The sequence below is a fragment of the Lentibacter algarum genome, assembly GCF_018860975.1.
In the GTDB taxonomy this organism is placed as follows: Bacteria; Pseudomonadota; Alphaproteobacteria; order Rhodobacterales; family Rhodobacteraceae; genus Lentibacter; species Lentibacter algarum_A.
The window spans coordinates 230,351-255,807 of record NZ_JAHKQI010000008.1 but is presented as its reverse complement, the minus strand read 5'-3'; the positions used below and the strand labels follow the sequence as shown (position 1 = coordinate 255,807).

The 25,457-nt window shown below is 56.9% G+C and carries 25 protein-coding genes; 3 read left to right on the top strand and 22 right to left on the bottom strand.

Annotation, left to right across the window (positions count from 1 at the left end; translation table 11 throughout):
- Window positions 1-40: 40 nt before the first annotated feature.
- From KO498_RS10630 to KO498_RS10605, 6 genes are all read right to left on the bottom strand, one after another.
- Window positions 41-757, bottom strand: coding sequence for an alanyl-tRNA editing protein (locus tag KO498_RS10630; RefSeq protein WP_215959874.1), 717 nt, complete (start codon window positions 755-757; stop codon window positions 41-43).
- Window positions 754-3,150, bottom strand: a complete 2,397-nt coding sequence (locus tag KO498_RS10625) for a DUF3772 domain-containing protein (RefSeq protein WP_215959873.1) — start codon at window positions 3,148-3,150, stop codon at window positions 754-756. Before KO498_RS10625 ends, KO498_RS10630 begins: the two co-directional genes overlap by 4 nt.
- A gap of 47 nt (window positions 3,151-3,197) precedes the next feature.
- A complete protein-coding gene (locus KO498_RS10620; protein ID WP_215959872.1) occupies window positions 3,198-4,235 on the bottom strand; it encodes a cysteine synthase A in 1,038 nt (345 codons plus the stop codon).
- A gap of 191 nt (window positions 4,236-4,426) precedes the next feature.
- Window positions 4,427-5,545, bottom strand: coding sequence for an NUDIX domain-containing protein (locus KO498_RS10615; protein ID WP_215959871.1), 1,119 nt, complete (start codon window positions 5,543-5,545; stop codon window positions 4,427-4,429).
- Window positions 5,546-5,549: 4 nt separating this feature from the next.
- Window positions 5,550-5,999 carry a TrgA family protein gene (locus tag KO498_RS10610; RefSeq protein WP_215959870.1) on the bottom strand — a complete coding sequence of 150 codons (450 nt, stop codon included), beginning with the start codon at window positions 5,997-5,999 and terminating at the stop codon, window positions 5,550-5,552.
- Window positions 6,000-6,235: 236 nt separating this feature from the next.
- A complete protein-coding gene (locus KO498_RS10605) occupies window positions 6,236-7,453 on the bottom strand; it encodes an aminotransferase class V-fold PLP-dependent enzyme (protein ID WP_252731385.1) in 1,218 nt (405 codons plus the stop codon).
- Window positions 7,454-7,775: 322 nt separating this feature from the next.
- Here KO498_RS10605 and KO498_RS10600 point away from each other — a divergent pair, with 322 nt between their 5' ends.
- Window positions 7,776-9,617 carry a BCCT family transporter gene (locus tag KO498_RS10600; protein WP_215959868.1) on the top strand — a complete coding sequence of 614 codons (1,842 nt, stop codon included), beginning with the start codon at window positions 7,776-7,778 and terminating at the stop codon, window positions 9,615-9,617.
- A gap of 450 nt (window positions 9,618-10,067) precedes the next feature.
- Here the strand turns inward: KO498_RS10600 and KO498_RS10595 are convergent, their stop codons facing one another.
- Window positions 10,068-11,261: an alpha-D-ribose 1-methylphosphonate 5-triphosphate diphosphatase gene (locus KO498_RS10595; RefSeq protein ID WP_215959867.1), complete on the bottom strand. Its 1,194-nt coding sequence runs from the start codon at window positions 11,259-11,261 to the stop codon at window positions 10,068-10,070.
- Here KO498_RS10595 and KO498_RS10590 point away from each other — a divergent pair.
- Window positions 11,260-11,931, top strand: a complete 672-nt coding sequence (locus KO498_RS10590) for a DUF1045 domain-containing protein (RefSeq protein WP_215959866.1) — start codon at window positions 11,260-11,262, stop codon at window positions 11,929-11,931. The two genes, KO498_RS10595 and KO498_RS10590, sit on opposite strands and share 2 nt — an antisense overlap.
- Here KO498_RS10590 and phnN read toward each other — a convergent pair.
- The 7 genes from phnN to phnG are packed head-to-tail and all read right to left on the bottom strand — an operon-like array spanning window position 11,913 to window position 16,908.
- Entirely contained in the window at window positions 11,913-12,458 is a 546-nt protein-coding gene (gene phnN / locus KO498_RS10585; RefSeq protein ID WP_215959865.1) for a phosphonate metabolism protein/1,5-bisphosphokinase (PRPP-forming) PhnN, read from the bottom strand. The genes KO498_RS10590 and phnN overlap by 19 nt on opposite strands.
- Window positions 12,455-13,138 carry a phosphonate C-P lyase system protein PhnL gene (phnL, locus tag KO498_RS10580; RefSeq protein WP_215959864.1) on the bottom strand — a complete coding sequence of 228 codons (684 nt, stop codon included), beginning with the start codon at window positions 13,136-13,138 and terminating at the stop codon, window positions 12,455-12,457. The genes phnN and phnL overlap by 4 nt, the downstream gene beginning before the upstream one ends.
- Window positions 13,139-13,147: 9 nt before the next feature.
- Window positions 13,148-13,924 carry a phosphonate C-P lyase system protein PhnK gene (gene phnK / locus KO498_RS10575; protein WP_215959863.1) on the bottom strand — a complete coding sequence of 259 codons (777 nt, stop codon included), beginning with the start codon at window positions 13,922-13,924 and terminating at the stop codon, window positions 13,148-13,150.
- Entirely contained in the window at window positions 13,921-14,805 is an 885-nt protein-coding gene (locus KO498_RS10570; RefSeq protein ID WP_289847834.1) for an alpha-D-ribose 1-methylphosphonate 5-phosphate C-P-lyase PhnJ, read from the bottom strand. Before KO498_RS10570 ends, phnK begins: the two co-directional genes overlap by 4 nt.
- Complete coding sequence (locus tag KO498_RS10565) at window positions 14,802-15,890, bottom strand: carbon-phosphorus lyase complex subunit PhnI (RefSeq protein ID WP_215959862.1); 1,089 nt, start codon at window positions 15,888-15,890, stop codon at window positions 14,802-14,804. Before KO498_RS10565 ends, KO498_RS10570 begins: the two co-directional genes overlap by 4 nt.
- Window positions 15,890-16,453 (bottom strand): phosphonate C-P lyase system protein PhnH, encoded by a 564-nt coding sequence (gene phnH, locus KO498_RS10560; RefSeq protein WP_215959861.1) that lies wholly within the window; start codon window positions 16,451-16,453, stop codon window positions 15,890-15,892. The genes KO498_RS10565 and phnH overlap by 1 nt, the downstream gene beginning before the upstream one ends.
- Window positions 16,453-16,908: a phosphonate C-P lyase system protein PhnG gene (gene phnG / locus KO498_RS10555; RefSeq protein ID WP_215960480.1), complete on the bottom strand. Its 456-nt coding sequence runs from the start codon at window positions 16,906-16,908 to the stop codon at window positions 16,453-16,455. Before phnG ends, phnH begins: the two co-directional genes overlap by 1 nt.
- A gap of 81 nt (window positions 16,909-16,989) precedes the next feature.
- Between phnG and phnF the strand changes: the two genes are divergently transcribed.
- Window positions 16,990-17,718 (top strand): phosphonate metabolism transcriptional regulator PhnF, encoded by a 729-nt coding sequence (gene phnF / locus KO498_RS10550; RefSeq protein WP_215959860.1) that lies wholly within the window; start codon window positions 16,990-16,992, stop codon window positions 17,716-17,718.
- On the opposite strand, the gene KO498_RS10545 is transcribed toward phnF, so the two are convergent.
- The 8 genes from KO498_RS10545 to KO498_RS10510 form a co-directional block, all read right to left on the bottom strand.
- Window positions 17,715-18,332: a chloramphenicol acetyltransferase gene (locus KO498_RS10545; protein ID WP_215959859.1), complete on the bottom strand. Its 618-nt coding sequence runs from the start codon at window positions 18,330-18,332 to the stop codon at window positions 17,715-17,717. The genes phnF and KO498_RS10545 overlap by 4 nt on opposite strands.
- A gap of 1 nt (window position 18,333) precedes the next feature.
- On the bottom strand, window positions 18,334-19,659 hold the full coding sequence (phnE, locus tag KO498_RS10540; protein ID WP_215959858.1) for a phosphonate ABC transporter, permease protein PhnE: 1,326 nt from the start codon (window positions 19,657-19,659) through the stop codon (window positions 18,334-18,336).
- A gap of 4 nt (window positions 19,660-19,663) precedes the next feature.
- Window positions 19,664-20,527, bottom strand: coding sequence for a phosphonate ABC transporter, permease protein PhnE (phnE, locus tag KO498_RS10535; protein ID WP_215959857.1), 864 nt, complete (start codon window positions 20,525-20,527; stop codon window positions 19,664-19,666).
- 61 nt (window positions 20,528-20,588) lie between these two features.
- On the bottom strand, window positions 20,589-21,503 hold the full coding sequence (gene phnD, locus KO498_RS10530) for a phosphonate ABC transporter substrate-binding protein (RefSeq protein WP_215959856.1): 915 nt from the start codon (window positions 21,501-21,503) through the stop codon (window positions 20,589-20,591).
- 33 nt (window positions 21,504-21,536) lie between these two features.
- Window positions 21,537-22,349 (bottom strand): phosphonate ABC transporter ATP-binding protein, encoded by an 813-nt coding sequence (gene phnC, locus KO498_RS10525; protein WP_215959855.1) that lies wholly within the window; start codon window positions 22,347-22,349, stop codon window positions 21,537-21,539.
- A gap of 346 nt (window positions 22,350-22,695) precedes the next feature.
- Entirely contained in the window at window positions 22,696-23,118 is a 423-nt protein-coding gene (locus KO498_RS10520) for an HIT family protein (protein ID WP_215959854.1), read from the bottom strand.
- Window positions 23,119-23,130: 12 nt separating this feature from the next.
- Window positions 23,131-24,123 (bottom strand): acryloyl-CoA reductase, encoded by a 993-nt coding sequence (gene acuI / locus KO498_RS10515; protein ID WP_215959853.1) that lies wholly within the window; start codon window positions 24,121-24,123, stop codon window positions 23,131-23,133.
- 18 nt (window positions 24,124-24,141) lie between these two features.
- Window positions 24,142-25,245 carry a dimethylsulfoniopropionate demethylase gene (locus tag KO498_RS10510; protein ID WP_215959852.1) on the bottom strand — a complete coding sequence of 368 codons (1,104 nt, stop codon included), beginning with the start codon at window positions 25,243-25,245 and terminating at the stop codon, window positions 24,142-24,144.
- Window positions 25,246-25,457 lie beyond the last annotated feature (212 nt).

Genomic DNA, 25,457 nt, shown 5'->3' with positions numbered 1-25,457 from the left:
GCCCGAGCAAGGGCGCGTTTGCAAGAGCAGAAAACAGCCCTCAACCGAGATGCATATGCACGCGACGGTTTTGCTTACCTTTGTTCTCGACCTTGCCGAGCCGCACAGCTCCGATCTCGGAAGTGCGCGCAACATGGGTGCCGCCGCAGGGCTGCAAATCAACTTGCTCGGGGCCCTCGCCAATACGCACCAAACGAATGCTCCCTTTGCCACGTGGCGGCCGCACTGACATGGTTTTGACAAGCTCGGGCTGCGCATCAAGCTCGGCTTCAGTGATCCAGCTTTCGGTGATCAGCAAGTCGCGGTCAATCAGCTCGTTGAGGGCATCCTCAACAGCATCCTTGTTCTCGGGTGGTTCAGGCATCAGGAAATCAAGCCGCCCCTTCTCGGCGCCGACCTGCCCGCCTGTCACCGGCAAAGGCAGCACAACCGAAAGCAAATGTAGCGCCGTGTGCACGCGCATGTGCCGGTGCCGCCGCTCCCAACCAAGGTGCTGAACAAGCTTCACGCCGACCTCGGGCAATGCCATAGGCGCCGCAGGCACCAGCACGATCTGATCGCCCTCGCCCTTGACTGTGGTCGCGATCTCTAGCTCGCGGCCGTCCCAGATAACAACGCCGCTGTCGCCGGGCTGCCCGCCGCCAGTCGGGTAAAACACTGTGCGATCAAGCACCAACCCGCCCTCCGGCGTATGGGCAACAACCTCGGCTGCGGCCTCTCGCAAATAGGCGTCCTCGCCATAGAGTGCTATTGTCATCGTTCGCCTCCCTCAGTGCCGTCAAAATCGCCCTCGTCGAGCTGCGAGAAATCAGGTTTCTTAACCTGAGGTTTGCGTTTTTTCGCCGGTTTCTTTGTTGGTTCAGGCGTCCCGGTTGCCGCCAGTGCCTCGGGGTTTCTAAGCCATATATCGCGCTGAGCGAAAGGAATTTCGATCTTCGCTTCGGTAAAGCGCCGTGCGATCTCGTGGTTCATATCCGAGCGCACCGACATCACAAAGTTCACATCCCGCAAAATTGCCCTGATCTCGAAATCAAGGCTGTCCGCACCAAAGCCCTGAAACACGACGTAAGGCGCAGGCTTGGCCAGCACCATCGGATGTGCCTCGGCGATTTCCAGCAGGATCGCCTCGATCTTGCGCGTGTCGTTGCCATAGGCCACTCCCACCGGCACGATCACACGTCCGACAGGGTTGCCGCGGGTGTAATTCGTCACCTTGCCGCTGATCAAATCAGCGTTGGGCAAAATCACATCCGATCGATCAAACGTCTCGATACGCGTCGAGCGCACCGAAATGTCGCGCACCGTGCCGTGCGTGCCGCCAACCTCGATCCAGTCTCCCTCGGTGATCGGCCTCTCGATCAGCAGGATGATCCCCGAAACAAAGTTCGAAACGATGTTCTGAAGGCCAAAACCGATCCCGACCGAGAGCGCACCAGCAACAATCGCGAGGCTCGAAAGGTCTATCCCCGCGCTGGTGATCGCCACCAAGGCAGCAAGGAAAATGCCGACATAGCCGATCCCGGAGACCAAGGCACTTTGCCCGCCCTTGTCCATACCTGTCTTGGGCAGAACCGTGTTCTTAAGCGCGCCCTGCACCAAGCGTGTAAGCATGTAACCCACCGCAAAAACCACTGCCAATGTGATCAAGGCACTCGCGGTAATGCGGGTGTCACCGACAGCAACACCTTCGCTCAACTGCGTCCAGAACTGCTCAATCCGCGCATTAGACGTGCCCCATATGCGGAAGAAACTCGGCACCGCCATCAGCATCACGCCAAAGCCAACCAGCGTCGGCACCAGGCCCTCGCGCGCGCCGTCTTGCCCGCGCCGGATCACAACCCAGACCTCGGCCAGCACTCTTTGCGCAATGATCACCAGAACCAGAAGCAAAAGCGTTTCGATGGTTTTGAACACCAAGGTCGTGCTGGCTTGAAGATACCCCAAAGCCGCCAGAGCAGGCCCCACATAGCCGACAATGATCAGCCCGCGCCCGAGCAGCCCATACATTGTGTCACCGTAACGCGGCTGCTGTTCTTCTTCACTTTGGGCAAGCGCTTGTCTGGCGTGTTTGCGTAGCAAGCGTCCGAGGCGCCACAGCAACATCCCGCTGATCACAATCAGCGGAAAGTAAATGACAGCCGAAACGCTCGCAATCCACTGGTCGAAGCTGGCAAATGCCTCAAGCACCTGTTTCACACCAACCACAACACTCAGCCAACCAACAAGCCGCCGCGCCGTTCGCCGTTGCTCGGAACTCAGCGAAAACCGCCTCAGCGTTTCGTATTTGTCAGAGAAAACAAATCGCCCGATCCAAAGCGACACAAGCAGCAAAAAGATACCGCCAAAAATCGCGTCCAGCACCGGATCAAGCCGCAGCCCGACAAACTCTGTCTCATAAATGGCAGTGCGCAGGATATACGCCCCCGCCAAAGGCACAAACAATTGCCCAAGTGACAAAACAAACGCCATAAGCCAGCGCTGCGCCGTGCTTCGCTGCTCCAGAAACCTGTCGCCAAGCGCCAATATCCAGCGACCGCCCATCAACAACAGCACCAAACCGACAATAGTCGATGCGATGAGCGCCGGTAGTTTTGCCACAAAGGCGGCGCGCTGCACAGGGTTGTTCCAGCCGGCAAGCAACTCGTTCTTTGTGCCATTCAGCGAGCTAACAAGCGTCGTCCAGCCGCGCGTCCAAAGTGTAGGGTTAAGCGGAGTTGCATCTCGTTCAAGCAAGGCACTGGTTTGCCGGTCACGCAGTATACTGTCGATCTCGCCGATCAGAACATCCGCTCGGCTCTTGGCAATCTCGGCCCGCTTGCCCGGTGCAGCAAGTTCGGCAAGCCGTGAGGAGAGCTCGGCCCTTTGCGCCGAGATATCTGCAGGTTCCTCGCCGCCCTCGGGCACCGTTCCTAGTGCCGTAAGCTGCGCCCGCACGGCCGTCAGCGTGCGCGCATTCGCCTCGCTAGCGGTCACAAACTGCTCGCGCCACCCGCTCAGATCATCACGCAGCCCTTGCAAAACCGTGTCAGATGCACGCCCCGCTTCAACAGCAGTTTCAATACGCTCGGCAAGCTGAACCCAGGATGTGTAGTCAACCGCGGTTGTGCTTTGCGCCTGAGCAGCACCAAAAGTGCCGAATGTAAGAAGCACGGCAAGACAGGCCGCCCAACAGGCTCTTGAAACTGACACCATTGCAGTCATTCCACGTCCTCGAACACCACAGGCAAATCTTGCGCTTCACCTTCAAGCCAATGCGGCACAGGTAAGCCCTTCTCGCGCAGGAAAGCAGGGTTAAACAGCTTGCCCTGATAGCGCGTTCCGTAGTCGCACAACAGCGTTACGATCTTATGCCCCGGCCCCATCTCTTGCGCCATACGCACGGCCCCGGCAATGTTCACAGCAGAAGATCCACCAAGGCAGAGGCCCTCGTGCTCAAGCAAGTCGAACACATAAGGCAACGCCTCTTCATCAGGGATCTGATAGGCCATATCCGGCGTAAACCCTTCAAGGTTTTTGGTGATACGCACCTGCCCGATGCCCTCTGCTATCGAGCCGCCCTCCATGGCAATCTCGCCGGTCGTGTAATAGCTGAACAACCCCGCGCCCATCGGGTCGGCAATAGCGATCTTCACACCCTTGGGCTGAAGCGCCATGCCGATACCCGCCAATGTGCCACCGGTACCAGCCGCGCAAACAAACCCGTCAACCTGACCGCCGGTCTGCTCCCAGATCTCCGGTGCAGTGGTTTCGATATGCGCCTGACGGTTGGCAATATTGTCAAACTGATTGGCCCAAATGGCGCCGTTCGGCTCGGTCTTGGCAAGCTTCTCGGCCAAACGCCGTGAATAATGCACAAAGTTGTTGGGGTTGCGGTATGGCTTGGCCGGAACCTGCACCAACTCGGCGCCTGCCAACCTGAGCATCTCTTTCTTTTCTTCCGACTGAGTCTCCGGAATGACAATCACAGTCTTGAAACCCATAGACGCACCCACAAGCGCAAGCCCGATACCGGTGTTGCCCGCCGTGCCCTCAACGATCGTGCCGCCGGGTTTGAGTTCGCCCCGCGCAACTGCATCCTTGATGATATACAGCGCCGCGCGGTCTTTAACCGACTGCCCGGGGTTCAAAAACTCGGCCTTGCCGTAAATCTCGCAACCGGTCAGCTCGCTCACCGCCCGCAGCTTGATCATTGGCGTATTGCCAACTGCCTGCTCCAAAGTGTCTGCAACTTTCATATGCCCGCCCCTCAGCTCAAATCGTCTGTTCTGTTCAAGAGCAACCTATGCCGTAGCGCCCGTCTCTACAAGCCGCCTCAACAAGGCAAAACCGCCCGTTTGCGAGGGCGCCGCAAAAACGAACACCCGGCCTCAAAAAGGTTCAAAACCTGTAGAGTTTTTCTTTGACGTAAATGCTTAAGGAACAAGGCCTAAGCCCGCGCATCCAACGCGCTCTTGTGCAGCAGCAACCACTGAAGCAACTGCACCAACGGCCCGATATTGATCTCGCCACTCTCAACAAGCTCCTGCGCCCGTGTGAGGCTTACAACATGGCTCTTTATGTCTTCCTGCTCGGTTTCAAGCCCGCCCAGTCCGGCAGCATTGTCCGGCAAATCTGCCAGCCCGACAAACAAGTGAAAATACGTGCTCACTTCCCCGGGTGAAGGATAACACCCGCCGGCGGGCACAAGCGAGCGGATATCCAGGCCAGTCTCTTCAAGACACTCGCGCCGTGCGGCCGCTTCTGGGGTTTCACCCGCATCAATACGCCCCGCGATCGGCTCAAGCACCCAAGGGTTCTTGTCTCCGCGCGCCAAAGGCCCCATGCGAAACTGTTCAACCAGCATCACCCGCCCGCTCGCAGGGTCATAGGGCAAAACCAGCGCCGCATCCGCCGCGACAAACACCTCACGTTGCAGCGTGCCACTCATGCTGCCGTCATGCCGACGATGCTGCAGTTTGTATGCATCGGTGCGAAAGAAGCCGAGGTGCATCACCTCGCGCTCAAGCACATCAACATCGGTCGCTCCACGTGCAGCCCTGAGGGTGTCAGGCGGGGTTTCCAATGAGGCCAAATACTTGGAGTGCGCCCGCGCCGCGATCATCGGAAAACGCCAGGCCAGATCGTGCGCGGCAACATGGTCAATATAGCCCATGATCTCGGCGGCAGAATACTGCACATGCGGCCAGTCCTGCGCGCTCCATTGTTCAAGGCTCCAAGGCTCCGCAGCCTCCCAAAGCCCTGCTTCGGGAAAGTAGACCAGCACCGGTTCGCCGGCAATCTCAAGCTCTTGTAAATGATAGCCAAATCCGAGCTCGTAATGGTCAAGCCTTGCACGCTCGGCCGCATCAACATCGCGCAACAAAATGCCCTCGGCGGCAGCGCCCTCTCGCTTGTGAATAAGCGGAAAACCATGCCCCCTGGCACGCGAGACGGCGTGGCCTTCAAGCTTGGCCGCCTGCATCCGCGCCTCTGGCGGCATATGCCCGAGCACCAGCTCAAGCAGCCCCGCATGGCGCAGCGTGCCGTACAAAAAAACATGATCCATTGTTCTAGCTCCAGCGGCGGCTGACAAACTCCGCCATCAAGCCGCCAACGATGCTGCCGGCCAATAGCACGCCGATAATGTTCACATGCGCCAGCTCAAGTGCATACTCAACGCCGAGTTCCACCGCACCGATGATCGCCTCCATCGGCCCATCAAATCTCCGGTCCATCGACAGCGCCAGCGCTTCGATCGTGGCATGCATGAACAAACACCAAAACACCGCCGCCCCAAGCGCGGTCAGGCCAAGGCCGATCGCCACCGAGTAGCTGTTACCAACACGCCGGCCCAGCACCCGCCAGCCAACAAGCGCCGCAACCACAAGGTTGATCAGCTTGAACTTGCCAAAGTTGTAATGCGGGTCTTCTTCAAGCATTGCCTGCATGACCATGTCACTCACAACCCATGCTAAGGCAATAAATATCAACGCAGAAATCACTTTGGCGGCTGTGGGCATGGGCTCTGACCTGTCTCAAGTATTTTGTTGTAACAAGAGTTAACCAATCCGGCTTCACTTGAAAAGAGCGCAGAGCCTTAAAGCGCAAACATGGCCAGCGCCAATAAAAGCGACGATCACATAAACGAAGCCAAATATCGCGAGATATGACAGCACGCCTTGAACAGACATAACTGAACCACAGCACTTAACGCGCCCGCCCCTCGGCAAGGGGCGGAAGCTGGTGTTAAGCTGCTCTAAAGCACATCATCCAAGGCCTGCATCAGCTTACCGACTTCGGCCTCACTGGTGTAATGCGTGAACGACAGGCGCAACACGCCTTTCTCGGGGTCAACGCCCATAGCCTTGAGCGCACGCACAGCGTAAAAGTCGCCGCCTCCGGCCATGATACCATGCTTGGCCAGTTCGGCAGCCGCCGCCTCGCCGCTTCCGGCAAGCTCCACAGCCACAGTCGGCGCACGGTTCCCGGCCTTGCTCGGGCCGATCAGGCGCACCGAGTTCTTGGCACTCAGGTGGTCAAGCAGCGGTTGCAAAAGCTTCACCTCATGGGCGCGCATCAGGTCGTGCACACCCGCCGCCTTAACCGCCGTATCGCCAGCAATTGCGTGGTGCGCGGCCATGAGTTCCATGTAATCCGCCATACCAGCCGAAGCCGCAACCTGTGCGTGGTCAGGGCCAGCGGGCGTAAACCGCTTGTAAAGGCTGTCGGCGTTAAAGTAGTGGCCCTGGTTGGGCAGCGTCATGCCAAGTGTGCGGCGTATCACCATGATACCCTGATGTGGGCCATAGGTTTTGTAAGCCGAAAACAGGTAGATATCAGGTCCCAACTCATCAACATTCGGGATGCCATGCGGCGCGTAAGACACGCCATCAACGCAGACAAACGCACCAGCAGCATGGGCCGCGGCGGTGATCTCGCTCACAGGGTTAATCTCGCCAACGACGTTGGAACAATGCGGAAAACACACCAGCCGCACATTCTCGTCCAACAGCTCTTCGAGGTCGCTGATCTCTAGGTGTCCGGTGTCCGCATCAACCGTCCACTCGCGCACCTCGATGCCCTCGTCTGCCAAACGCCGCCAAGGGCCGGTGTTGGCCTCATGGTCTTGATTGGTGACAATGATCGCCTCGCCGGGCTTCATGAACTGCCGGAAGGTGTTTGCCAGAACATAGGTGTTCTGCGTCGTCGACGGCCCAAAGCTCACCTCATCGCTCGCAACACCCATCATCGCAGCTAGGCGCGCGCGGGCTTCGTCCATCTCTTCACCGCCGAGAGTTGACGCTTCATAAGGCGCATAGGGCTGAACCTTGCGCTCTGTATAAAAGCGCATAAGCCGCTCGATCACCGGACGGCAGGTGTATGACCCGCCCGCATTTTCAAAAAACGCCTGCCCCTGCAATGCAGCGGTGTCAAACGCAGGAAATTGGGCACGAACCCAGTCAATGTCTAGCATGGAAGCCTCTTTCATCTCGTTGCTCTGCGAGACGGCGCCTAAAGCCCGCCCCTATCCTTTGGCAGGTCTTCCAGCCGAGCCATCAGCACCCGCAAGAGCGCCAACGGCAGCCGCACAAACACGACAACACTTGGTAAACCGCACGGGCAAACCCCGTCAAGCATAGGCTACAACCGCTGATTCAGGACAGAATGTCGCAGCCCACCCTATGATGGGTCGTGTTTATCGGGTATTCATCATCACGTCTGTTGCGAGACTGACAAATAAGAGTGCGGCTCAACGCGCCACTACGTCTGGAAACTACAAAGGGAACACAGGGACAATGCAAATCAAACCTCCATTCACGGAGCTTGAGATCAACAAACAGGACTCTGGCTTTTACAAAGACAACTCTCTGCCGATCGCGACGATCAGCAAAGGTATCATGGTCGCTCTGGTGCTCTGGGCACTGATTTATCCGGCCAATGCAAACAGCACCCTCGGCAGCTTGAACGGCAATCTGCTGAAAATCTTCAACCAGTTTTACATCTATATCGTTGGCTTTTTCGCCTTCTTCTTGCTGGTGATCGCACTCTTGCCCAAAACCGGAGCCCGCGTCATGGGCACACCGGGCGAAGCACCCGAGTTCTCTAACTTCTCGTGGTTCTCGATGATGTTTGGCGCCGGCCTCGGTGTCGGACTCATGGTCTTCGCCACAGCCGAGCCGCTTAGCCTATGGGGCTCAAACCCGCTGGTTGTCTCCGGTGAAGTGCCCGGCAACACCGAAGACTCCATCCAGTCAGCCTACCGCTACACCTTCGCACACTACGGCTTTCACGCGTGGGCGATCTATGTGGTCACGGGGCTATCACTGGCCTATTACGCCTACACACGCGATATGCCGCTAACAATCCGCTCGGCGCTGACACCGCTCTTTGGCTCGACCATGAACGGTTTCTTGGGTCACGTTGTCGATGTGCTCGGCGTTGTCGCCACGATCCTCGGCGTGTCAGTCACCATCGGCTTTGGCGTGTCACAGTTTATCGACGGTGTGTACAACATCACCGGCATGGGCTGGCTTATGGACATAGGCGCTGAAGGCCCCCCAACCCCAAGCAAAGTCGGCCTGATCGCTGGGCTGGTCTGCATCATGGCGCTGTCGATCATCTCGGCAGTGTCCGGCGTTGGGCGCGGCGTGAAGTATCTGTCAAACCTCAACCTCGTGTTGTCACTGATCCTTCTGTTCACCTTCGTCGCCTTCGGCTCGTTCGGCTTTGCAATGTCAACATATGGCTCGGCCTTCATCGACTATGTCATCAACTTCTTCTCACTCAGCTTTGGCGCCTATGGCCCGCAATCGGCCGCCGACTTTGCAGCCGCAATACCGGAGGCCGCCAAACCGCTGGCCGATGAGCTCTTCGGTGGTGCAACCAACGCCTACAACGCGTGGGGCGGATCAGACGGCTACACGGTCTTCAAATCCGGCCTTGAGGGCGCGGCCGCCGAGCTTGACGAAGACACGCTTAAAGCTGTCTACGCAGCCGGTAACGATGGTCGTCAGTTTGGCTGGCAGTCAAGCTGGACAACCTTCTACTGGGCTTGGTGGATCGCCTTCTCGCCTTTTGTCGGCTTGTTCTTGGCGCGCATCTCAAAGGGCCGCACCGTGCGCGAGTTTATCCTCGGCTGCGTTGTCGCTCCGGCACTGGTTTGCTTTGCCTGGATGACAATCCTCGGCGCAACAGCGATTGACCTTGAGCTGACAGGCGGTGCCGCAGGTGCGATCACCGGCGCATCACAAACCAACCAGCTCTTTGCGACACTCGGGCAAATGATCGAAGGCGGCTTTCTCTCGGCGCTGACGGTCATGTGTGTTGTGTTGGTGATGACATTCTTGGTGACATCCGCGGATTCAGGTATCTTGGTGATGAACACCATCATGTCTGGCGGCGCAGAAGAAACCAGCGTCAAGCACCGCATTATCTGGGGCCTGATCCTGACAGCGGTGATCGGCACCCTGATCGTGGCAGCGGGTGAAAACAACCCGATGGACGCCCTCAAGAGCGCCATGATCATCGGTGCCCTGCCCTTCACAATGGTCATGGGGCTGATGTGCATCGCCCTGATCAAAGCCCTCTACCGCGACGGCTTGCGTGAAAAACACGGCGTCGAGACACCGGCTGAGTAGGCTTAGACCTAAACAAACCAAAGCGGCGCTCGTGAAAACCAGCGCCGCTTTTTTCCGTTTGATGATAGGCTTTGCTCAAACACAAAACCGAGCCTCTCAATGAGACCCGCCTGTCCGGGCAACAATACCTAGGGCTGCGAGCTGCAAAAACCTGTCGACAGCGCCAAGCTGATGAACGCCTCTTTCGCCACCGTCGAGCTTATGATGGCCCATGACGACTCAACAGGAAACGTCGGCATCACGGGCTTCTGCTATGGCAGAGGTGCCTCAAAATACCCCTGACACTGTCGCAGGAATTTCTTGGTCAAGAACTGCATCATTCAGAACCATCGCGCAGCGCGTTAATCGGCGTGCTCAAATAACAGTTATCCCCGGGCACAAGAACGGCAATTCAACTCTAGGAATCGGGCACGCGAAACTTGGGGCTACCGATACGAACCACCTCATGCCTCAGGCGACTCGGTCACCCTTACACCAAACACCACGGATCAACGGGACCGGATTGTGCCGTTGTATGCGCACCAAATCCGCGCGCAATCCGACCTTTAGCGCACCGCGATCTGTTAGGCCCGCTGCCGCAGCGGGGTTTGCTGACACGCAGGCAATGGCTTTGGGGATGTCATTCCAGATATCTGCGAGCTGGAATGCTGACAAGACGAGTGCGGCGGGGATGTAATCAGACGAAATCATGTCCAAAAGGTTGGCATGAGCCAGTTCGCGTGCTGAAACATTGCCGGAATGTGAGCCGCCGCGCACGATGTTGGGGGCTCCCATCATAACACCGATCCCGTTATCCCGGCAGGCCTGTGCCGCCTCAAGCGTGGTCGGGAACTCGGCAAATTTTACGCCATTGGTTTTCGACTTTTTGACATGGTCTTCTGTTGTGTCGTCATGGCTGGCGATGGCCGCACCATAGCGGTTGGCTTCTGTTACTGCACCCGCCTCGTGCCTTGCCCCGTTGCGGGCCTGTAAACCAAGCAGGTTTTGCACGTGCGCGTCGAACTCTTCGTCGTTCATGCCGCGCTTTTTAGCGACATATGCCTTGAGAGCCTTGATTTCCCGAAACTGGCGCTGCCCGGGGGTATGGTCCATCAGGCTAACAATGCCAACGCGGTCATCTGGTCCAAAATCTGCCATTTCCTCTAGTAGGGTCTCAGAACAAATCTCTGCCCGAAGGTGCAGGAAGTGGCTGATTTTGAACAGGTCTTGCTCTCGCGCTGCTAACAATTCATTGGCAAGGTTACGAGCATAGGGCAGATATCCGGCTTTGCCTGAATGGATAGATCCGACCCGCAAAGCATCAAACACCGTGGTGATACCAGTTGAGGCCAGTTCAGCGTCATGGGCAACCAGCGCAGGCAAATGCGGCCAGTCAACTTCCGGACGCGGCTCCATGTGTCGTTCAAGGTTATCAGTGTGTAGTTCCACCATGCCAGGTATGACAAAATTGCCCCTACAGTCCTCTGCGCCACACGGCACGGCATCGCCTTCTGCAATGTCCGCGATAACCCCATCCACAACCGTAACTCGCCCATGCAGCACTTGATCGGGCAGAACAAGTTGCGCATTGGCAAGACATAGCGTGCTTGACACAAGACTGTCATCAGCGCGCGTTACATCGTTGGCAACAAAAGGGGAATTCATGTCATATACTCGCTTTGGGGTCTATTTTGTGCCGCCGGATGGCGACTTGGCAGCGTTCGGCGCTGCCTGGTTGGGTTGGGACGTGATCAAGGGCACTCAGGCCGATACGTTCTCTATTCCTGAACTTGATGACGTTACGATGACACCGCGCAAATACGGGTTCCACGGCACCTTGAAACCGCCATTTCGTTTGGCGGCGGGGCGGAGCCAACAAGATCTGGAGCGTGCCGTGGCTGGCATTGTTAAAACCATTGCACCGGCAAGCTGTGGCGGTTTGCGACTGTCCCGATTGGGGCGGTTTCTGGCGTTGACGCCGCGCGGCGATATGAGCGGTCTTGCCGCCATTGCCGCGCGGTTGGTGCAAGATTTGGATGACTTCCGCGCGCCTGCTGGTGCGGCTGAAATTGCCAAACGCCGTGGTGCTGGCTTGACGGCGCGGCAGGATGCGAGCCTGCTGGCGTGGGGCTATCCCTATGTGTTTGAAGACTTCCAGTTCCATCTGACACTGACGGGTAAGTTGGCCCCTGACACGATCGAGCATTGGGAACGTGCGGCAGCGGATGCCCTGCCCCCGTTGCCCGCCGTGTTTGATGTCACCTCCGTTGCTTTGGTTGGCGAACGCAACGACGGCTGTTTTGAGATGATCCACCGTTACGCCCTCACCGGCTGAAGTGCTGCAAGCGCGGCCTGAACTGCATCGTCTAGCGTGCCTTCGTTGTGAACAGTCACAACGTTCAAACCACTCGGCAGTGGCTTGGCAGCTTGCGACAACCGTTTGGTGATTTCAGCGCCCGTTTCGCGCCCGCGCTCTGCAAGACGTTCCGCTAGAATTTCGGGTCGCGCGGTGATGTTCAGAACCGTCATCGCAGGAAAGACAGTGGCGGCTTGCGTGAGGGCACCACGCGAAAAATTCGCAAGGCAGGTTGTGCCGTTCATCACATCCTCCAGCACGCTGTACGGGATGCCATAGTGCAAGTCATGCGCCCCCCAATGCGCACAAAACTGGCTACTCTGCACAGCCTGTTCAAAAGCCTCTGGCGTAACGGCGTCATACTCTTCACCCCCCAAATTTGGTGCGCGGGTGATGGTGCGGCGTACCAGTTTGATCGCAGGGCATGCCGCAACAATTCCGGACATGATGCTATCTTTGCCAACGCCGGATGGGCCGACAACTGCGATCAACCGCCCATGTGTCATGCGGCAGCCTGCGGTGAAAATCCGGTCACGTCGATTTCCCGATCACAAACCCGATCGCGGGCCTCTTCGTCGTGGAATATCCCGATGATAGCAGCGCCACGGGCTTTGGCAGCCTCAATAAGTCCAAGAACAACATCACGGTTCTTGGCATCTAGACTGGCGGTTGGCTCATCAAGCAAGAGTGCGGGAAATTCATGAACAAAGCCGCGCGCGATATTGACGCGCTGTTGCTCACCACCCGAAAAAGTCGTTGGTGAGAGCGCCCAAAGCGGGCGTGGGATGTTTAGTTTTGCAAGAATAACTGCGGCGCGGTCGCGCGCGATTTGGGGGTCTACGCCAAGCGCCAGTAGCGGCTCTGCCACAACATCAAGCGTGGGAACCCGCGGCACGACGCGCAAAAACTGGCTGACATAGCCCAGTGTTTCGCGACGCAGCCGAATGATCTCACGCGGCTCTGCTTTGACAAGATCGACACCAGCGACCTGAACTGTGCCGCCCTGCGCGCTGTAATTACCATACAACATCCGCATCAACGTAGACTTACCTGCGCCAGACGCGCCCGTGAGCGCGATACATTCGCCATCGCTCACAGACAGGGACGCGCCGCGCATAACTTCGATCACGGTGCCGCCCTGATTGTGCAGGGTAAAGGTTTTCGAGACGTTCTTAAGATCAAACATTAGGCGTCCTCACACTTGCAAGATCGAGCTGACGAGCAGCTGGGTATAGGCGTGTTGCGGGTCATCCAGCACCTGATCGGTCAGTCCGGCCTCGACCACATGGCCGGATTTCATCACCATCAAACGATCCGCCAAAAGCCGAACCACCGCGAGGTCATGGGTGACGATGATCGCCGACAAACCCATGTCGCGCACAAGACTGCGGATCATATCCAACAGGCGCGCTTGCACGCTGACATCAAGCCCGCCGGTGGGTTCATCCATGAACACCAGTCGCGGCCCTGTCACCAGATTGCGTGCAATCTGCAAACGCTGCTGCATACCACCCGAAAAGGTGGTGGGGCGGTCATCTATGCGGCTCTCGTTGATCTCCACGCGGTCTAGCCAGTCGATCGCGGTGCTACGGATATCAGCATAATTGCGCGCGCCTACGGCCATCAGGCGTTCGCCGACATTGCCGCCTGCGCTGACACCCATGCGCAGCCCATCGCGGGCGTGCTGATGCACAAACGCCCAATCGGTACGCGACAACATCCGCCGTTCTGGCTCTGACATTTGCAAAGTATCGCGCGGGCCGTCGGTGCGGGTGTCAAACACAACTTCGCCTGCATCGGGCGCTAAATGGCCAGCCATGCAGTTCAGAAGTGTTGATTTTCCTGATCCGGATTCACCGACAATTCCCATGACTTCACCGGGGAACAGATCAAACGAAACATCCGAGCACCCGATGTGGGCACCATAGTGTTTGGCCACGCCACGTACGGATAATAAAGCATCGTTACTCATGCTGCGTCCTTCCCTTTGTGGCCATCGGCCTGCCGCATTGTGCAGAAATCAGTGTCGGAACAGACAAACATCCGTCCGCCTGCGTCGTCGATGATGACCTCGTCGAGATAGCTGTTTTGCGCATCGCACAACCCACAGGGGTGATCGGCTTTAGAGGCTTCAAACGGGTGATCCTCAAAATCAAGGCTGACAGCATTTGTATAGGGCGGCAGCGCGTAGATGCGCTGTTCGCGGCCTGCACCAAACAGTTGGATCGCTGCGCAATCACCAAGCTTCGGGTTGTCGAACTTCGGTATTGGAGAAGGATCCATAACATAGCGGCCCTCGACTTTGACCGGATAGGAATAGGCGGTCGCGATGTGGCCATGGCGGCTGATGTCTTCGTAAAGCTTGACGTGCATTAAGCCGTATTCCTCAAGACTGTGCATCTTGCGCGTCTCGCTTTCGCGGGGCTCCAAGAACCGCAAAGGTTCGGGAATAGGCACCTGATAGACAAGGATCTGGCCTTCAACCAAGTCTTGCTCCGGTATCCTGTGTCGTGTCTGAACAATCGTCGCATCGGCCGTGCGCGTTGTCGTAGCAACCCCTGCGACGCGCTGAAAAAAGCTGCGGATCGATACGGCGTTGGTGGTGTCATCCGCGCCCTGATCGATGACCTTGAACTTGTCGTCGCGTGTCATCACCGCCGCCGACACCTGCACGCCGCCCGTGCCCCAGCCGTATGGCATTGGCATTTCCCGGCTGGCAAACGGCACCTGATACCCTGGAATGGCAAGCCCCTTGAGGATCGCACGACGGATCATGCGTTTGGTCTGCTCGTCGAGGTAAGCGAAGTTGTAATCCTGATCCATTGTAACAGGTTCCTCGTGTTGGGCATTCATTCTGCGGCCTCCTGAGATTGGGCCCTATGCACGTCACGGCGCAGCTTGCGCACCAGTTCCAGTTCGGACTGAAAGTCGACGTAATGTGGCAGTTTGATATGCTCGAGGAACCCTGTCGCTTGGATATTGTCAGCGTGATACAGCACAAATTCAGCGTCCTGAACGGGTGCACCAACGTTGTCCTCGCCCAATTCTTCCCACCGCATAGCGCGATCGACCAAGGCCATCGAAATGGCTTTGCGTTCTGTTTGCCCGAACACCAACCCATAGCCGCGCGTGAACTGCGGTGGTTCGGTTTTGGACCCTGTGAACTGGTTGACGCTCTCGCACTCAGTCACGGTGATTTCACCGATGTCGATGGCAAAACCAAGCTCGGGAATGTCCATTTGCACATCAACGGTGCCGATCCGTAACTCACCGACAAAGGCGTGGTTGCGTGCGTAACCCCGTTGGGTCGAATAGGCGAGCGACAGCGTGAACCCCTCGTCGGCCCGCGCTAATGCCTGCAATCGCAAGGCGCGGTCAGCAGGCATTTCTAACGGCTCGCGGGTTAAATCACGCGGCTCTGTATCAACCTGTGGCGCCTCTTCGATCAGGCCTTCACGGTTCAGGAAATCCGCAACGCGGGGCATGGTTGTATGATCTGCCGGCCGTTCCGGCACAGCATCCACTTCGCCATCTGCGGCGAGCTTGAAGTCGATCAAGCGGTGCGTGTAGTCAAACGTCGGCCCAAGGATTTGCCCGCCAGGCACGTCCTTGAATGTCGCGGAAATGCGGCGATCACACGCCATGGTTTCTGTGTCAATCGGGGCGGATACACCGAAGCGAGGCAAGGTCGTGCGGTAGGCGCGGATCAGGAAAATAGCCTCGATCAAATCACCGCGCGATTGTTTGATCGCAAGTGCGGCAAGGTCGGGGTCAAACAGCGATCCTTCTGCCATGACGCGGTTGACGGCGAGCGCCATTTGTTCGCGAATTTGCGCTACAGAAAGTTCGGGCACTGTGACATCACCGCGCCGCTCTTCAGCCAACCATGTGTGGGCGTTTTCAATCGCCTGCTCGCCGCCTTTTACAGCCACATACATCAGAAAACCTCCGTCGTGCGGGGAAGTGCTGCAAGCGTCTCTCCGCAGGTGAATATGAAATCAACGCCCAATGGGAACAGCGCGGCGTTGTTTTGGAATGGCGTTATGCAGGGTAACGAAAGGCTCGCTTGAGACTTGATCCCCGGCCCTTTGAGGGTTGCGCCGCTTTGCTTCAGATCAGGCATCTCGACAATCAACGTGGCGGATCTGTCGGGGTATTCCGAAGTGCCGACTTGGTAGTTCGACAGCGGCATCAGATCATCCCAGTGACCAAGGGCGAATTGGCAATGAGATGGCCCGACGATCGGCGCGCCCGTGTGAAAAGCGATCCAACTGCGCAAGTCAGGCGTGTCGAACCCCTGCGTTAGATGTAGCGGCGTCTCTGTGTCGCAAAGCGTTAACAAGACCGCACCAGCCGCCGCAGATAGCGGGGCGGGAGGCGTTGCGCCCCGCACGGATTGCAGCGTGCCGGGACGCGCCATTGCTTCCATCACACCGCGAAAGGCTGCGGCGGATTGCAGTGCGGGGTCGGAAAAACCACCCCCTAAGGTTTCGACCTGCATCAGTCGTCTCCTCGAACAAGTGTGAAAAAGTCGACTTTGGTGGCGGCTGCCTTTGCGGCACGGCTGCCCTTAGCGGCACTGCGCGCCTGTTCAAGCGGGTTCAGCACCTGCTCGCGCACAGCGCTTGCTTGCTCAGTTTGCATGAGCGCGTCGGTTATTGCAGCGGCCTCGGCATCCGCTTTGTTGCGGCCCTGGATATAGGCGTGGCCCACGGTGCCGCAGTCCAGTCGCAAGGCACAGCGCGTTACCGTCATCTCCCCCAAATTAAAGGGTGCGCCAGTGCCACTCGCACGGCCACGCACCATGACACTGCCCAGTTCGGGAGGGCGCAGCCAAGTGAAGGCCGGCCGCGTCACGGCGGCATCAAGAAGCTGCGCTGCTTGGCCTTGTCCAGCCTTAGCCAGCAGCCCCATCCATGCTTGACGATCTTGGCGAGGGGCAGTTTGCTCTTCCATCTCGACAACTTTCTCCGTTACTATACAACTAGACATATACTAACAGATTCACCCCAATGCCCCAGAGGAGTTTTGTGAATTTTGCGTGACACCGCAGCCAAGCCGCGCCGCACACCTGTCTGGCAATCTATCGCAAGCGAACTGCGCCGCGATATATCGGAAGGACGCTATTCTGTGGCGGATAAACTGCCGACTGAAGCGGCTTTGGCAGATCGTTTTGGCGTTAACCGCCATACCGTGCGCCACGCACTGTCGCAGTTGGTGAAAGAGAAACTGGTGCACACCCGACGTGGCGCAGGCGCGTTTGTTGCCGCCCGCCCGACGGATTATGCCATCGGCAAGCGTGTGCGGTTCCACGAAAACCTGCGAGCCATTGGGCGCGAACCCGCCAAGAAAATTCTGACATTGGAGCGCCGTGCTGCAACGAAAGTCGAAGCCACAACGCTCGCAATATCCGGCGGAACGCAGGTGTTGGTTTGCCACGGCTTGTCACTCGCTGACAATGTGCCCGTAGCGCTGTTTGAAGCGATCTATCCGTTGGAACGGTTGCCAGGCCTTGAGGAAGCGCTGCGCGAGGCAACAGGCGTAACAGCCGCCCTGAAAAGCATCGGCGTCGAGGACTACACGCGCACATCAACGCGGATTAACGCAGTGCTGGCCAACGCCACCCAAGCCCTGCATTTACAAATTCGCGAAGGCAGCCCCTTGCTTCGCACCTCCAGCCTAAGCCTCGACGGAAACGGCGAGCCTGTTGAACTGGGTCGAACATGGTTCGCAGGCGATGGTGTCACCCTGACGTTTGATGGCTAACGCTCGTATCTGTCCAAGAATGCTTCGGCGGACAGGTTGCGAAAGTCATCAAGGGTTTCGCGCAATCGCTCATGCGACCAGTCCCACCATGCCAATGCAATCATCCTTTCGGTGATCTCGCGCGGTTGGCGTTCACGCAGTTTTTTCGCGGGCGTGCCTGCGACGATGGTATAGGGCGCCACGTCTTTGGTAACGACAGCGCCTGCCGCGATCACCGCACCGTGGCCGACGCTAACATCGGGTTTTATCATCGCACCATTGCCGATCCACGTATCGTTGCCGATCACTGTGCGGCGCGATTGACGGTGGGCAAAGAACGCTGGATCATTCGAGGCGTCATCCCAGTAATCCGCCGAGCGATATAGAAAATGGTGACAGGCAGCGGTATCAAGCGGGTGATCTGTAGCGCCAATACGGGTAAAGGCGGCGATATTGGCAAATTTTCCAACTGTCGCGTTGGCGATGTCGGCGTAACGGTCGCAATAAGCGTAATCCAGAAAAGTGGAATGGACGATGCGGCTACCGACGCCGATTTCTGTGTAAGCACCAAAATCGCTGTCGGTGATTGTGCAAGCCTCATGAATGACCGCGGCGTCTTTTGATAAGCGCGCCATATCAGCCTGACCGCCCGATGAGACGGCCGCGCAGCCAGCCAGAGAACCAATCCATGAACATCACCAGAATGATGATCAGCATGATGTAATAGCCGACTTCCTCCCAGTCCTTTTGGGTTTGGATCGCTTGGGTCAACATCAGGCCGATACCGCCGCCTGTGATTGCTCCGATGATCGTGGCTGAGCGTGTGTTGGACTCAAGGAAGTATAACACTTGCGCCAAAAGCACTGGCGCCACTTGCGGGATCACGCCAAAGCGGTAACGCAGCAACGGTTTCGCACCTGTTGACGCGACTCCGTCGATTTGCTTTTGATCGACGTTTTCAAGCGCTTCGGAAAAGGTTTTACCGAATGTGCCTGTGTCCGTGACCAGAATTGCCAAGGCGCCGGTTAATGGCCCGGGGCCAAATGCCCGCGCCAGAACGACCGTCCAGATCAAGGCATCGACACCACGCACAAAGTCAAAGACACGGCGCATGGATGCGCGGACCAACGTTAACGGTGAAAAACGTTTTGCAGCAATAAAGGCCAGCGGCAGAGCGATCATCGCGGCGCCGAAAGTGCCCAAGAATGCCATCAGGATTGTTTCGCCCATCGCCCATGCCACGTCTTTGTGCCGCCACATCGCGTTGTTCCAGAAATCAGACAGCGCACCAGATATGTTGCTGCGGGTTGGATCAATGCGATCACCCGTGACGATCTTGACGAAGCTGTGACCGTAATAAGGGCTATCAAGGGTGAACCAGAACAATTCCCAACCGCCGAAATAGCGAAACACTTCGGTCCGCGAGCGGGTCATAGACATACGACCTGCATCGGTGGTGATCGTGATGCGTTTATCCGACTTGTTGATCCAATCGGGAATTGGCTCTTGCAGGTTTGTGCGGATCGACCCGTCAACCAACTGCATTTCGATTGTTCCAAAATCGGGAATGTCGAAAGTCGCGGCATTGTCGGGCAAGAACTGCACGACAGACCCGTCATCAAAATCAATGGTGGCTTCGTCCGCACCATCTATGCTGACCCAGTCAGGGCTGGTTCCGTCTTCGTAGGTGCCTTTGCGTTCACCCTCGATGGCAACGGTTGTGCCGCCGCGCCGATTGTCGCGGGTCACATGGACCTTATGAGACCACGTGTCAGAGGCCAGAATGGAAGCATTCTCAAGGCTGGCCCGTTGCGCCAATCCGACAACATCAAACGAAACGGCGATATAGACCAAGTAGGCCAGAATGATCGCAGGAACGGCAAAAGCGACCTTCTGTTTGCGCCGAAACAGGGCAAGTGCTGAGGTTTTTGCAGGTTCAAGTGTCGCTGTCGTATCGGTCATTCTATTACCCTTCCGTCAATTTGTTGCGGTAGCGACTGGAGACTTGGTCAAAGAATACGATTGTTCCGAACAGCAGCAGAAAGATTGCCGCAGCTTCATCAAATCGGCCTGGTCCCCATGCCATAGCGCGGCTTAACTCCGCGCCGATCCCGCCTGCTCCGACAAAGCCCAGAATGGCCGAAGCGCGGATATTGATTTCAAACCGCAACAAAGCGTAGCTCAGGAAATTGGGGGCGACCTGTGGCAGCACGCCCAACATCATGGATTGCGCCCATGTCGCTCCTGTTGAGCGCAGGCCATCGACGGGCTTCAAGTCGGAGTTTTCGGCAACCTCGGAAAACATTTTCCCAAGCGCGCCGGCCGTATGGAGAGCAATGGCGATCATCGCCGGAATGGGCCCGCCACCGAGTACAAAAATCAACACGAGCGCTACGACGATTTCGGGGATCGCCCGCAAGATATCCATCAAGCGGCGAAACAGCGGAATCGCTCTGGGCCAGCGCGCAAGCCCCCGCGTGGACAGCAGAGACAGAACCAGCCCGAACAACGCACCGATAAGTGTCGAAGCTACGGCGATGTTGATTGTTTCAATTAACGAGGGGAAATACTTGGCGAGTGACGCCGGAAGTTCAGCACGTTTTTCCCAAGCTTCCGAAAACACATCTTTGGGGAAATCTAAAACCTGATGCCAGCCAGACCAGAAGCCGCCAGCGTTGCGATCGTCGGCGATCATAAACCCTGACACCATAAGCAACACAAATATTGCCAATGTAAGGCCGCCATATGTCCGGCGACGGCGCACCAACGCCAAATAACTGTGTTGAATGAACTCGGTGCTGTTCGAACCAGTGTGCGTAGCGTCGCTCATAGCTTACTCCAAATAGAGAGGGGCAGCGCCTAACGCTGCCCCGGTCCGAAGGTATCCGGACTTAGTTGCTTTCAACAGCTTTGCGCACTGCGATGATGTTTTTGTAAGCATCATGGGTGATTGGGAAGAAACCTGCGGTTTCACCAGCAGCCATGTTGTAAGCACATTCCGCGTCTTGCGTGTGCAAGTTGCCGAGGAACTCGGTCACTTGAGCTTTTACGTCCGCTGGTAGCGCGCGGCGCAGAACAATCGGGCCTTCAGGAATGATTTCCGAGCGCCAGATTTCAACAAGATCGTTCATGTCAACAAGACCAGAGTCAGACGCTTTGCGCAACGCGCCTGAGTTGTAACCATCGAGCCAATCGCCTTGCCCGTCGGCCCATGTCACACCAGCGTCAACGTCGCCGTTCGCAACCGCAACGATGGTTTGCTCGTGCCCGCCAACAAAGCGCACTTCACCGAAATAGTCGCCAGACTCCATCGTTGCGCCGATGGCTTTGGGGATTTCGACAGACGGGATCAGAAAGCCAGAAGTCGAGTTCGGATCACCGAAGGCGAACACTTTGCCTTTCATGTCTTCAAGCGATTCGATGCCGCTTTCGGTGCGTGCGAAACCGATTGAATGATAGCCGTAGGAACCGTCAAGATTGGTTTTGACCATGACAACATCAACTGCGTCGGCGTCGGTCATATATGTTTTGGCGTAAGCAGATGCGCCAAGCCATGCCATGTCGATCGTGCCGCCGAGCAAGCCCTGGATCACGCCGTCGTAGTCAGCCGGTGTAAAAATCTTGGTTTCGACGCCCAACAGGTCTTCGACGTATGCGCGAACACATTCGTTTGAAGTCATGCGGTCTTGTGCGTTTTCGCCGCCCAGAATACCGATGCGAAATTCTGAGATTTTTGCGTCTTCTGCGAATGCAACAGATGTCAGGGAGGTGCTTGCAGCAAGGGCAAGTGCGAGGGTGGTTTTCATGGGTTTCTCCATTGAGATTTTTGAAAGTAGATTTTAAGCAGACAGCAACTCAAGGCTGCCAGCTTGGTCGAGAGTTTCGATCTGCGTGGAGGTTGCTTCTTCCGAAAAGTCAGCCCCTGCCCCGTAGATGTCACGCGCAGCATCCGTCGTGAGTAATTCGGGAGCGCCGTCAAAAACGACTTGCCCGTCGCGCATTCCTATGACGCGGTCGCAATAGCGCCGCGCTGTGTCGAGCGTGTGAAGGTTCGCAATGACCATGCGCCCGTCCTCTTCGTGAATGCGGCGTAACGCATCCATCACGACTTGGGCGTTCATAGGGTCAAGAGACGCAATAGGTTCATCAGCAAGGATAATTTCAGGATCCTGCATCAGCGCACGCGCAATCGCGACACGTTGTTGTTGACCACCCGACAAAGCATCAGCGCGCTTCGGCGCGTGTTCCGCAATCCCCAAACGGCCCAGAATTTCGATAGCTTTATGTATCTCGTCTTGTGGGTAAAGGTTGAACATTGTTGCCAAGGTCGAGCGGCGGTTCAGTGTCCCGTGCAAAACGTTGGAGACAACATCCATGCGCGGCACAAGGTTGAATTGTTGAAAGATCATCGCGCAACGCGATTGCCATTGCCGTTTAACGGCGCCCGTTGCCCCAGTTACGTCCACATTACCGAAGGTGATGCTGCCGCTGGTCGCGTTGTCCATCCGGTTCATGATCCGCAATAGCGTCGACTTGCCTGCGCCAGATCGCCCAATGATGCCAATCATCATCGGTTTATCCACATCAAAAGTCACATTATCTACGGCGACTTTTTGACCAAAGGATTTGGTCAACGCATCAATTTTCAACATATTCAGCCCCCAAAGTTCGCGGACTGAATACCTGTGGATGTTAACACTTTCGTGTCATTGTTGTTGCAGTTTTTTAAAAGTCGCTTCCGGCAGCACCTCGGACGCGCACGCCATAGGGCTGTCAGTTTCTTTCCAATGCACAACTTTCTTCCAATGCCCAATGAATGCGCCCACAATCAGGCTAGGGTTTTCTAGCTTCGTGTCGTTCTTTCAGTTTTGAGCGGGTTTCCAAAGTTAACGGCTTTCGCCCCCGTTAACCATTTTCACCCGACCAAAACTGTCAGCACGCATTATGCACTGTGGTATGCACTGTGGTATGCACGCGTTGTGCAGGCGGTTTCTGGCGTTAACCTTTTGCCAGAACCGCCGTGATCTTCTCGCAGTTGGCTTTGATTTCATCCATGTCGCCCATCACCCCGTGCGGGCCCACTTTTGCCCCCTCATGGCGTGGCAGAATGTGGAAATGCAAATGGAAAACTTCCTGCCCTCCAGCCGCTTCCGAGAACTGTTGTAGCGTAATGCCATCCGCTCCAAACGCCTCTTTGGCCGCATTCGCCACCTTGCTCACCGTCGCCATACAGGCGCTGAGTTGCTCTTGGCTGGCGTCAAGGATATTGCGGCAAGCTGTCTTGGGAATGACCAAGCAATGCCCCGGAACGCGCGGCATAATATCCATGAAACACAAGGTGTTATCATCTTCATACACCTTAAAAGCAGGTATCTCCCCGCGCAGTATCTTGGCGAAAATATTGTCGTTATCGTAGCTCATTTTGCTCGCCCCTCACGCGTTCACATCAACAACAACGCGGCCTTTGACCTGTCCGTTGAGAATGTCTTTACCAAGTTGTGGCAGGTCTGAAAGCACGGCGGGTTGCACCATGTCTTCAAGCTTGTTCATCGGCAGATCTTTGGCAATCCGCTCCCAAGCCTTTAGGCGGTTCTCATAGGGTTGCATAACGCTGTCAATGCCAAGCAGATTAACCCCGCGCAGCAGGAAAGGAATAACCGTCGCTGGCAGTCCAGCCCCGCCAGCCAAACCCACAGCCGCAACTGAGGCACCATACTCCATCTGCCCCAGAACCCGCGCCAGCATCGCGCCGCCAACGGCATCAACACAGCCGCCCCATGTTTCGCCTTCAAGAGGCCGTTTGACGGTTTCATTAAGCTCTTCTCGAGCAACAATTTGCTTTGCACCCAATGACTTAAGGTAGTCTCCCGTCTCTGGCCGCCCCGTAACTCCGGCAACATCATAGCCAAGGTTCGCCAGGATCGCCGTCGCCACCGAGCCAACGCCGCCTGCCGCGCCAGTTACCAGCACAGGGCCTTGTTTAATGCCGTGATCTTCCAGCGCCATAACCGAGAGCATCGCCGTTAAGCCAGCTGTGCCGACAGCCATCGCCTGCCGTGTATCAAGGCCCGAAGGCAACGGCACCAGCCAGTCAGCCTTCACCCGCGCCTTTTGCGCATAACCGCCCCAATGCGCCTCGCCAACGCGCCACCCGGTCAGCACGACCTTGTCACCAGCCTTGTAACGTGGGTCATCAGAGGCTTCGACAGTGCCCGCAAAGTCGATCCCCGGCACATGCGGGTACTTGCGAACAAGCCCTCCGCCCGGCCCAAGGCAGAGGCCGTCTTTGTAGTTCACCGTGCTATATTCTACTGCGACAGTCACCTCGCCTGCCGGCAAATCTGCCGCCGAAAGCTGCGTCACTGCAGCGCTCGTCTCGCCGCTCTCTTCGTCTTTGTTCACCATCAACGCGTTGAACTTGCTCATAATCTTATCCTTCGGTTTTCATATCCAGAATGTCTCTCTTACAGTCGCAGGCCGCACACCATCCGGCGTGATAACATCGACTTCACTGCCCTCGTCCCAATGCGTCATGCGGATCAGTCCCATCGCGACATTGGTATTGAAATCAGGCGAGTAAGCCGCGCTGCTAATGTTTCCAACCTGCATATCACCCGCCATCACAGGCCACAACCGATCACAGCCTCCGACCGGATCACCATGTATCTCAACGGCTCGTATCTGCCGAACAGGCCCCTCTTGTGCGACACGCAGCAAAGCGTCGCGCCCCACACATCCGATAGCCGATTGCGTGTTGCAGAACCGCCCAAGCCCACACTCGTGCGGCGTATTGTCGTCGGTCATGTCGTTGCCATAGCTGAGCAGCCCGCCTTCAATTCGTTCGATCAGATTCGGACAGCCCGCGTGCACATCAAACCGCTTGCCCGCTTCCATCAAAGCGTTCCAAAGCGGCATGCCGATGTCACTGCCCTCAACGTATATCTCAAACCCGCCTTGCTTTGAATATCCCGAGCGCGCGACAACCAACTTGCGCCCGGCAAACTCAAGCTCCTTAAAACGGAAGAACCGTATGTCGCGCACCGCATTTCCAAAGATATCAGCCATCAGGTCATCGGCCTTCGGCCCTTGCACAGCAAGCGGGCTCACATCAGGCTCATCAACCAGCACATCAAGGCGGTAACCGTAGGCTATCCCCTTGACCCACAACAGCAAATCACTGTCAGCAATCGAGATCCACCAGCGATCCTCCGCCAGTTTTACGGCCACAGGATCATTTAACATACCGCCAGTTTCATCGACAATTGGCACGTAGTAACACTGTCCGACAACCATCGTGCGAAGGTCGCGTGGGGTGAGCATCTGCATCAGCCGCGTGGCGTCTGGCCCGCGCAACTCAACCTGCCGTTCACAGGACACGTCCCAAACCTGCACAGCATCCTTGAGGTGCCGGTAATCTTCCTCAACCGAGCGAAAAACTGTCGGCAAAAGCATACGGTTATACACCGTGTATCCCTTGACGCCAGCGGCCTCAACGCCCTCGCTAAATGGTGTGCGGCGCAGCCGTCTTGATAGTGCTATTGCTTTCATCAAAGCCCTCCCTTGAACTGTCGTTTGCACTCCTTCGGCGGCTTGCCAGTGCTTGAATAAGCAACGACGCCGCATTGGAGACATCGGAACTCTCGCATAGCTTTTTTATCGTCGACATGCTCCCAGCGACAGGGGTTACGTCGCAAAAGGCTATCGAGTTTGGTCGCAACTGCTCCTTCAGCACGCTGCCGCCCCCAAGCGCGCCAAACAAA

What these genes read in the sequence shown, in the direction of transcription:
- KO498_RS10630 (WP_215959874.1), bottom strand. Translation starts at nt 757, where the DNA reads ATGACAATAGCACTCTATGGCGAGGACGCCTATTTGCGAGAGGCCGCA.
- KO498_RS10620 (WP_215959872.1), bottom strand. Translation starts at nt 4,235, where the DNA reads ATGAAAGTTGCAGACACTTTGGAGCAGGCAGTTGGCAATACGCCAATG.
- KO498_RS10615 (WP_215959871.1), bottom strand. Translation starts at nt 5,545, where the DNA reads ATGGATCATGTTTTTTTGTACGGCACGCTGCGCCATGCGGGGCTGCTT.
- KO498_RS10610 (WP_215959870.1), bottom strand. Translation starts at nt 5,999, where the DNA reads ATGCCCACAGCCGCCAAAGTGATTTCTGCGTTGATATTTATTGCCTTA.
- KO498_RS10605 (WP_252731385.1), bottom strand. Translation starts at nt 7,453, where the DNA reads ATGCTAGACATTGACTGGGTTCGTGCCCAATTTCCTGCGTTTGACACC.
- KO498_RS10600 (WP_215959868.1), top strand. Translation starts at nt 7,776, where the DNA reads ATGCAAATCAAACCTCCATTCACGGAGCTTGAGATCAACAAACAGGAC.
- KO498_RS10590 (WP_215959866.1), top strand. Translation starts at nt 11,260, where the DNA reads ATGTCATATACTCGCTTTGGGGTCTATTTTGTGCCGCCGGATGGCGAC.
- KO498_RS10595 (WP_215959867.1), bottom strand. Translation starts at nt 11,261, where the DNA reads ATGAATTCCCCTTTTGTTGCCAACGATGTAACGCGCGCTGATGACAGT.
- phnN (WP_215959865.1), bottom strand. Translation starts at nt 12,458, where the DNA reads ATGACACATGGGCGGTTGATCGCAGTTGTCGGCCCATCCGGCGTTGGC.
- phnL (WP_215959864.1), bottom strand. Translation starts at nt 13,138, where the DNA reads ATGTTTGATCTTAAGAACGTCTCGAAAACCTTTACCCTGCACAATCAG.
- phnK (WP_215959863.1), bottom strand. Translation starts at nt 13,924, where the DNA reads ATGAGTAACGATGCTTTATTATCCGTACGTGGCGTGGCCAAACACTAT.
- KO498_RS10570 (WP_289847834.1), bottom strand. Translation starts at nt 14,805, where the DNA reads ATGAATGCCCAACACGAGGAACCTGTTACAATGGATCAGGATTACAAC.
- KO498_RS10565 (WP_215959862.1), bottom strand. Translation starts at nt 15,890, where the DNA reads ATGTATGTGGCTGTAAAAGGCGGCGAGCAGGCGATTGAAAACGCCCAC.
- phnH (WP_215959861.1), bottom strand. Translation starts at nt 16,453, where the DNA reads ATGCAGGTCGAAACCTTAGGGGGTGGTTTTTCCGACCCCGCACTGCAA.
- phnG (WP_215960480.1), bottom strand. Translation starts at nt 16,908, where the DNA reads ATGGAAGAGCAAACTGCCCCTCGCCAAGATCGTCAAGCATGGATGGGG.
- KO498_RS10545 (WP_215959859.1), bottom strand. Translation starts at nt 18,332, where the DNA reads ATGGCGCGCTTATCAAAAGACGCCGCGGTCATTCATGAGGCTTGCACA.
- phnE (WP_215959858.1), bottom strand. Translation starts at nt 19,659, where the DNA reads ATGACCGATACGACAGCGACACTTGAACCTGCAAAAACCTCAGCACTT.
- phnE (WP_215959857.1), bottom strand. Translation starts at nt 20,527, where the DNA reads ATGAGCGACGCTACGCACACTGGTTCGAACAGCACCGAGTTCATTCAA.
- phnD (WP_215959856.1), bottom strand. Translation starts at nt 21,503, where the DNA reads ATGAAAACCACCCTCGCACTTGCCCTTGCTGCAAGCACCTCCCTGACA.
- phnC (WP_215959855.1), bottom strand. Translation starts at nt 22,349, where the DNA reads ATGTTGAAAATTGATGCGTTGACCAAATCCTTTGGTCAAAAAGTCGCC.
- KO498_RS10520 (WP_215959854.1), bottom strand. Translation starts at nt 23,118, where the DNA reads ATGAGCTACGATAACGACAATATTTTCGCCAAGATACTGCGCGGGGAG.
- acuI (WP_215959853.1), bottom strand. Translation starts at nt 24,123, where the DNA reads ATGAGCAAGTTCAACGCGTTGATGGTGAACAAAGACGAAGAGAGCGGC.
- KO498_RS10510 (WP_215959852.1), bottom strand. Translation starts at nt 25,245, where the DNA reads ATGAAAGCAATAGCACTATCAAGACGGCTGCGCCGCACACCATTTAGC.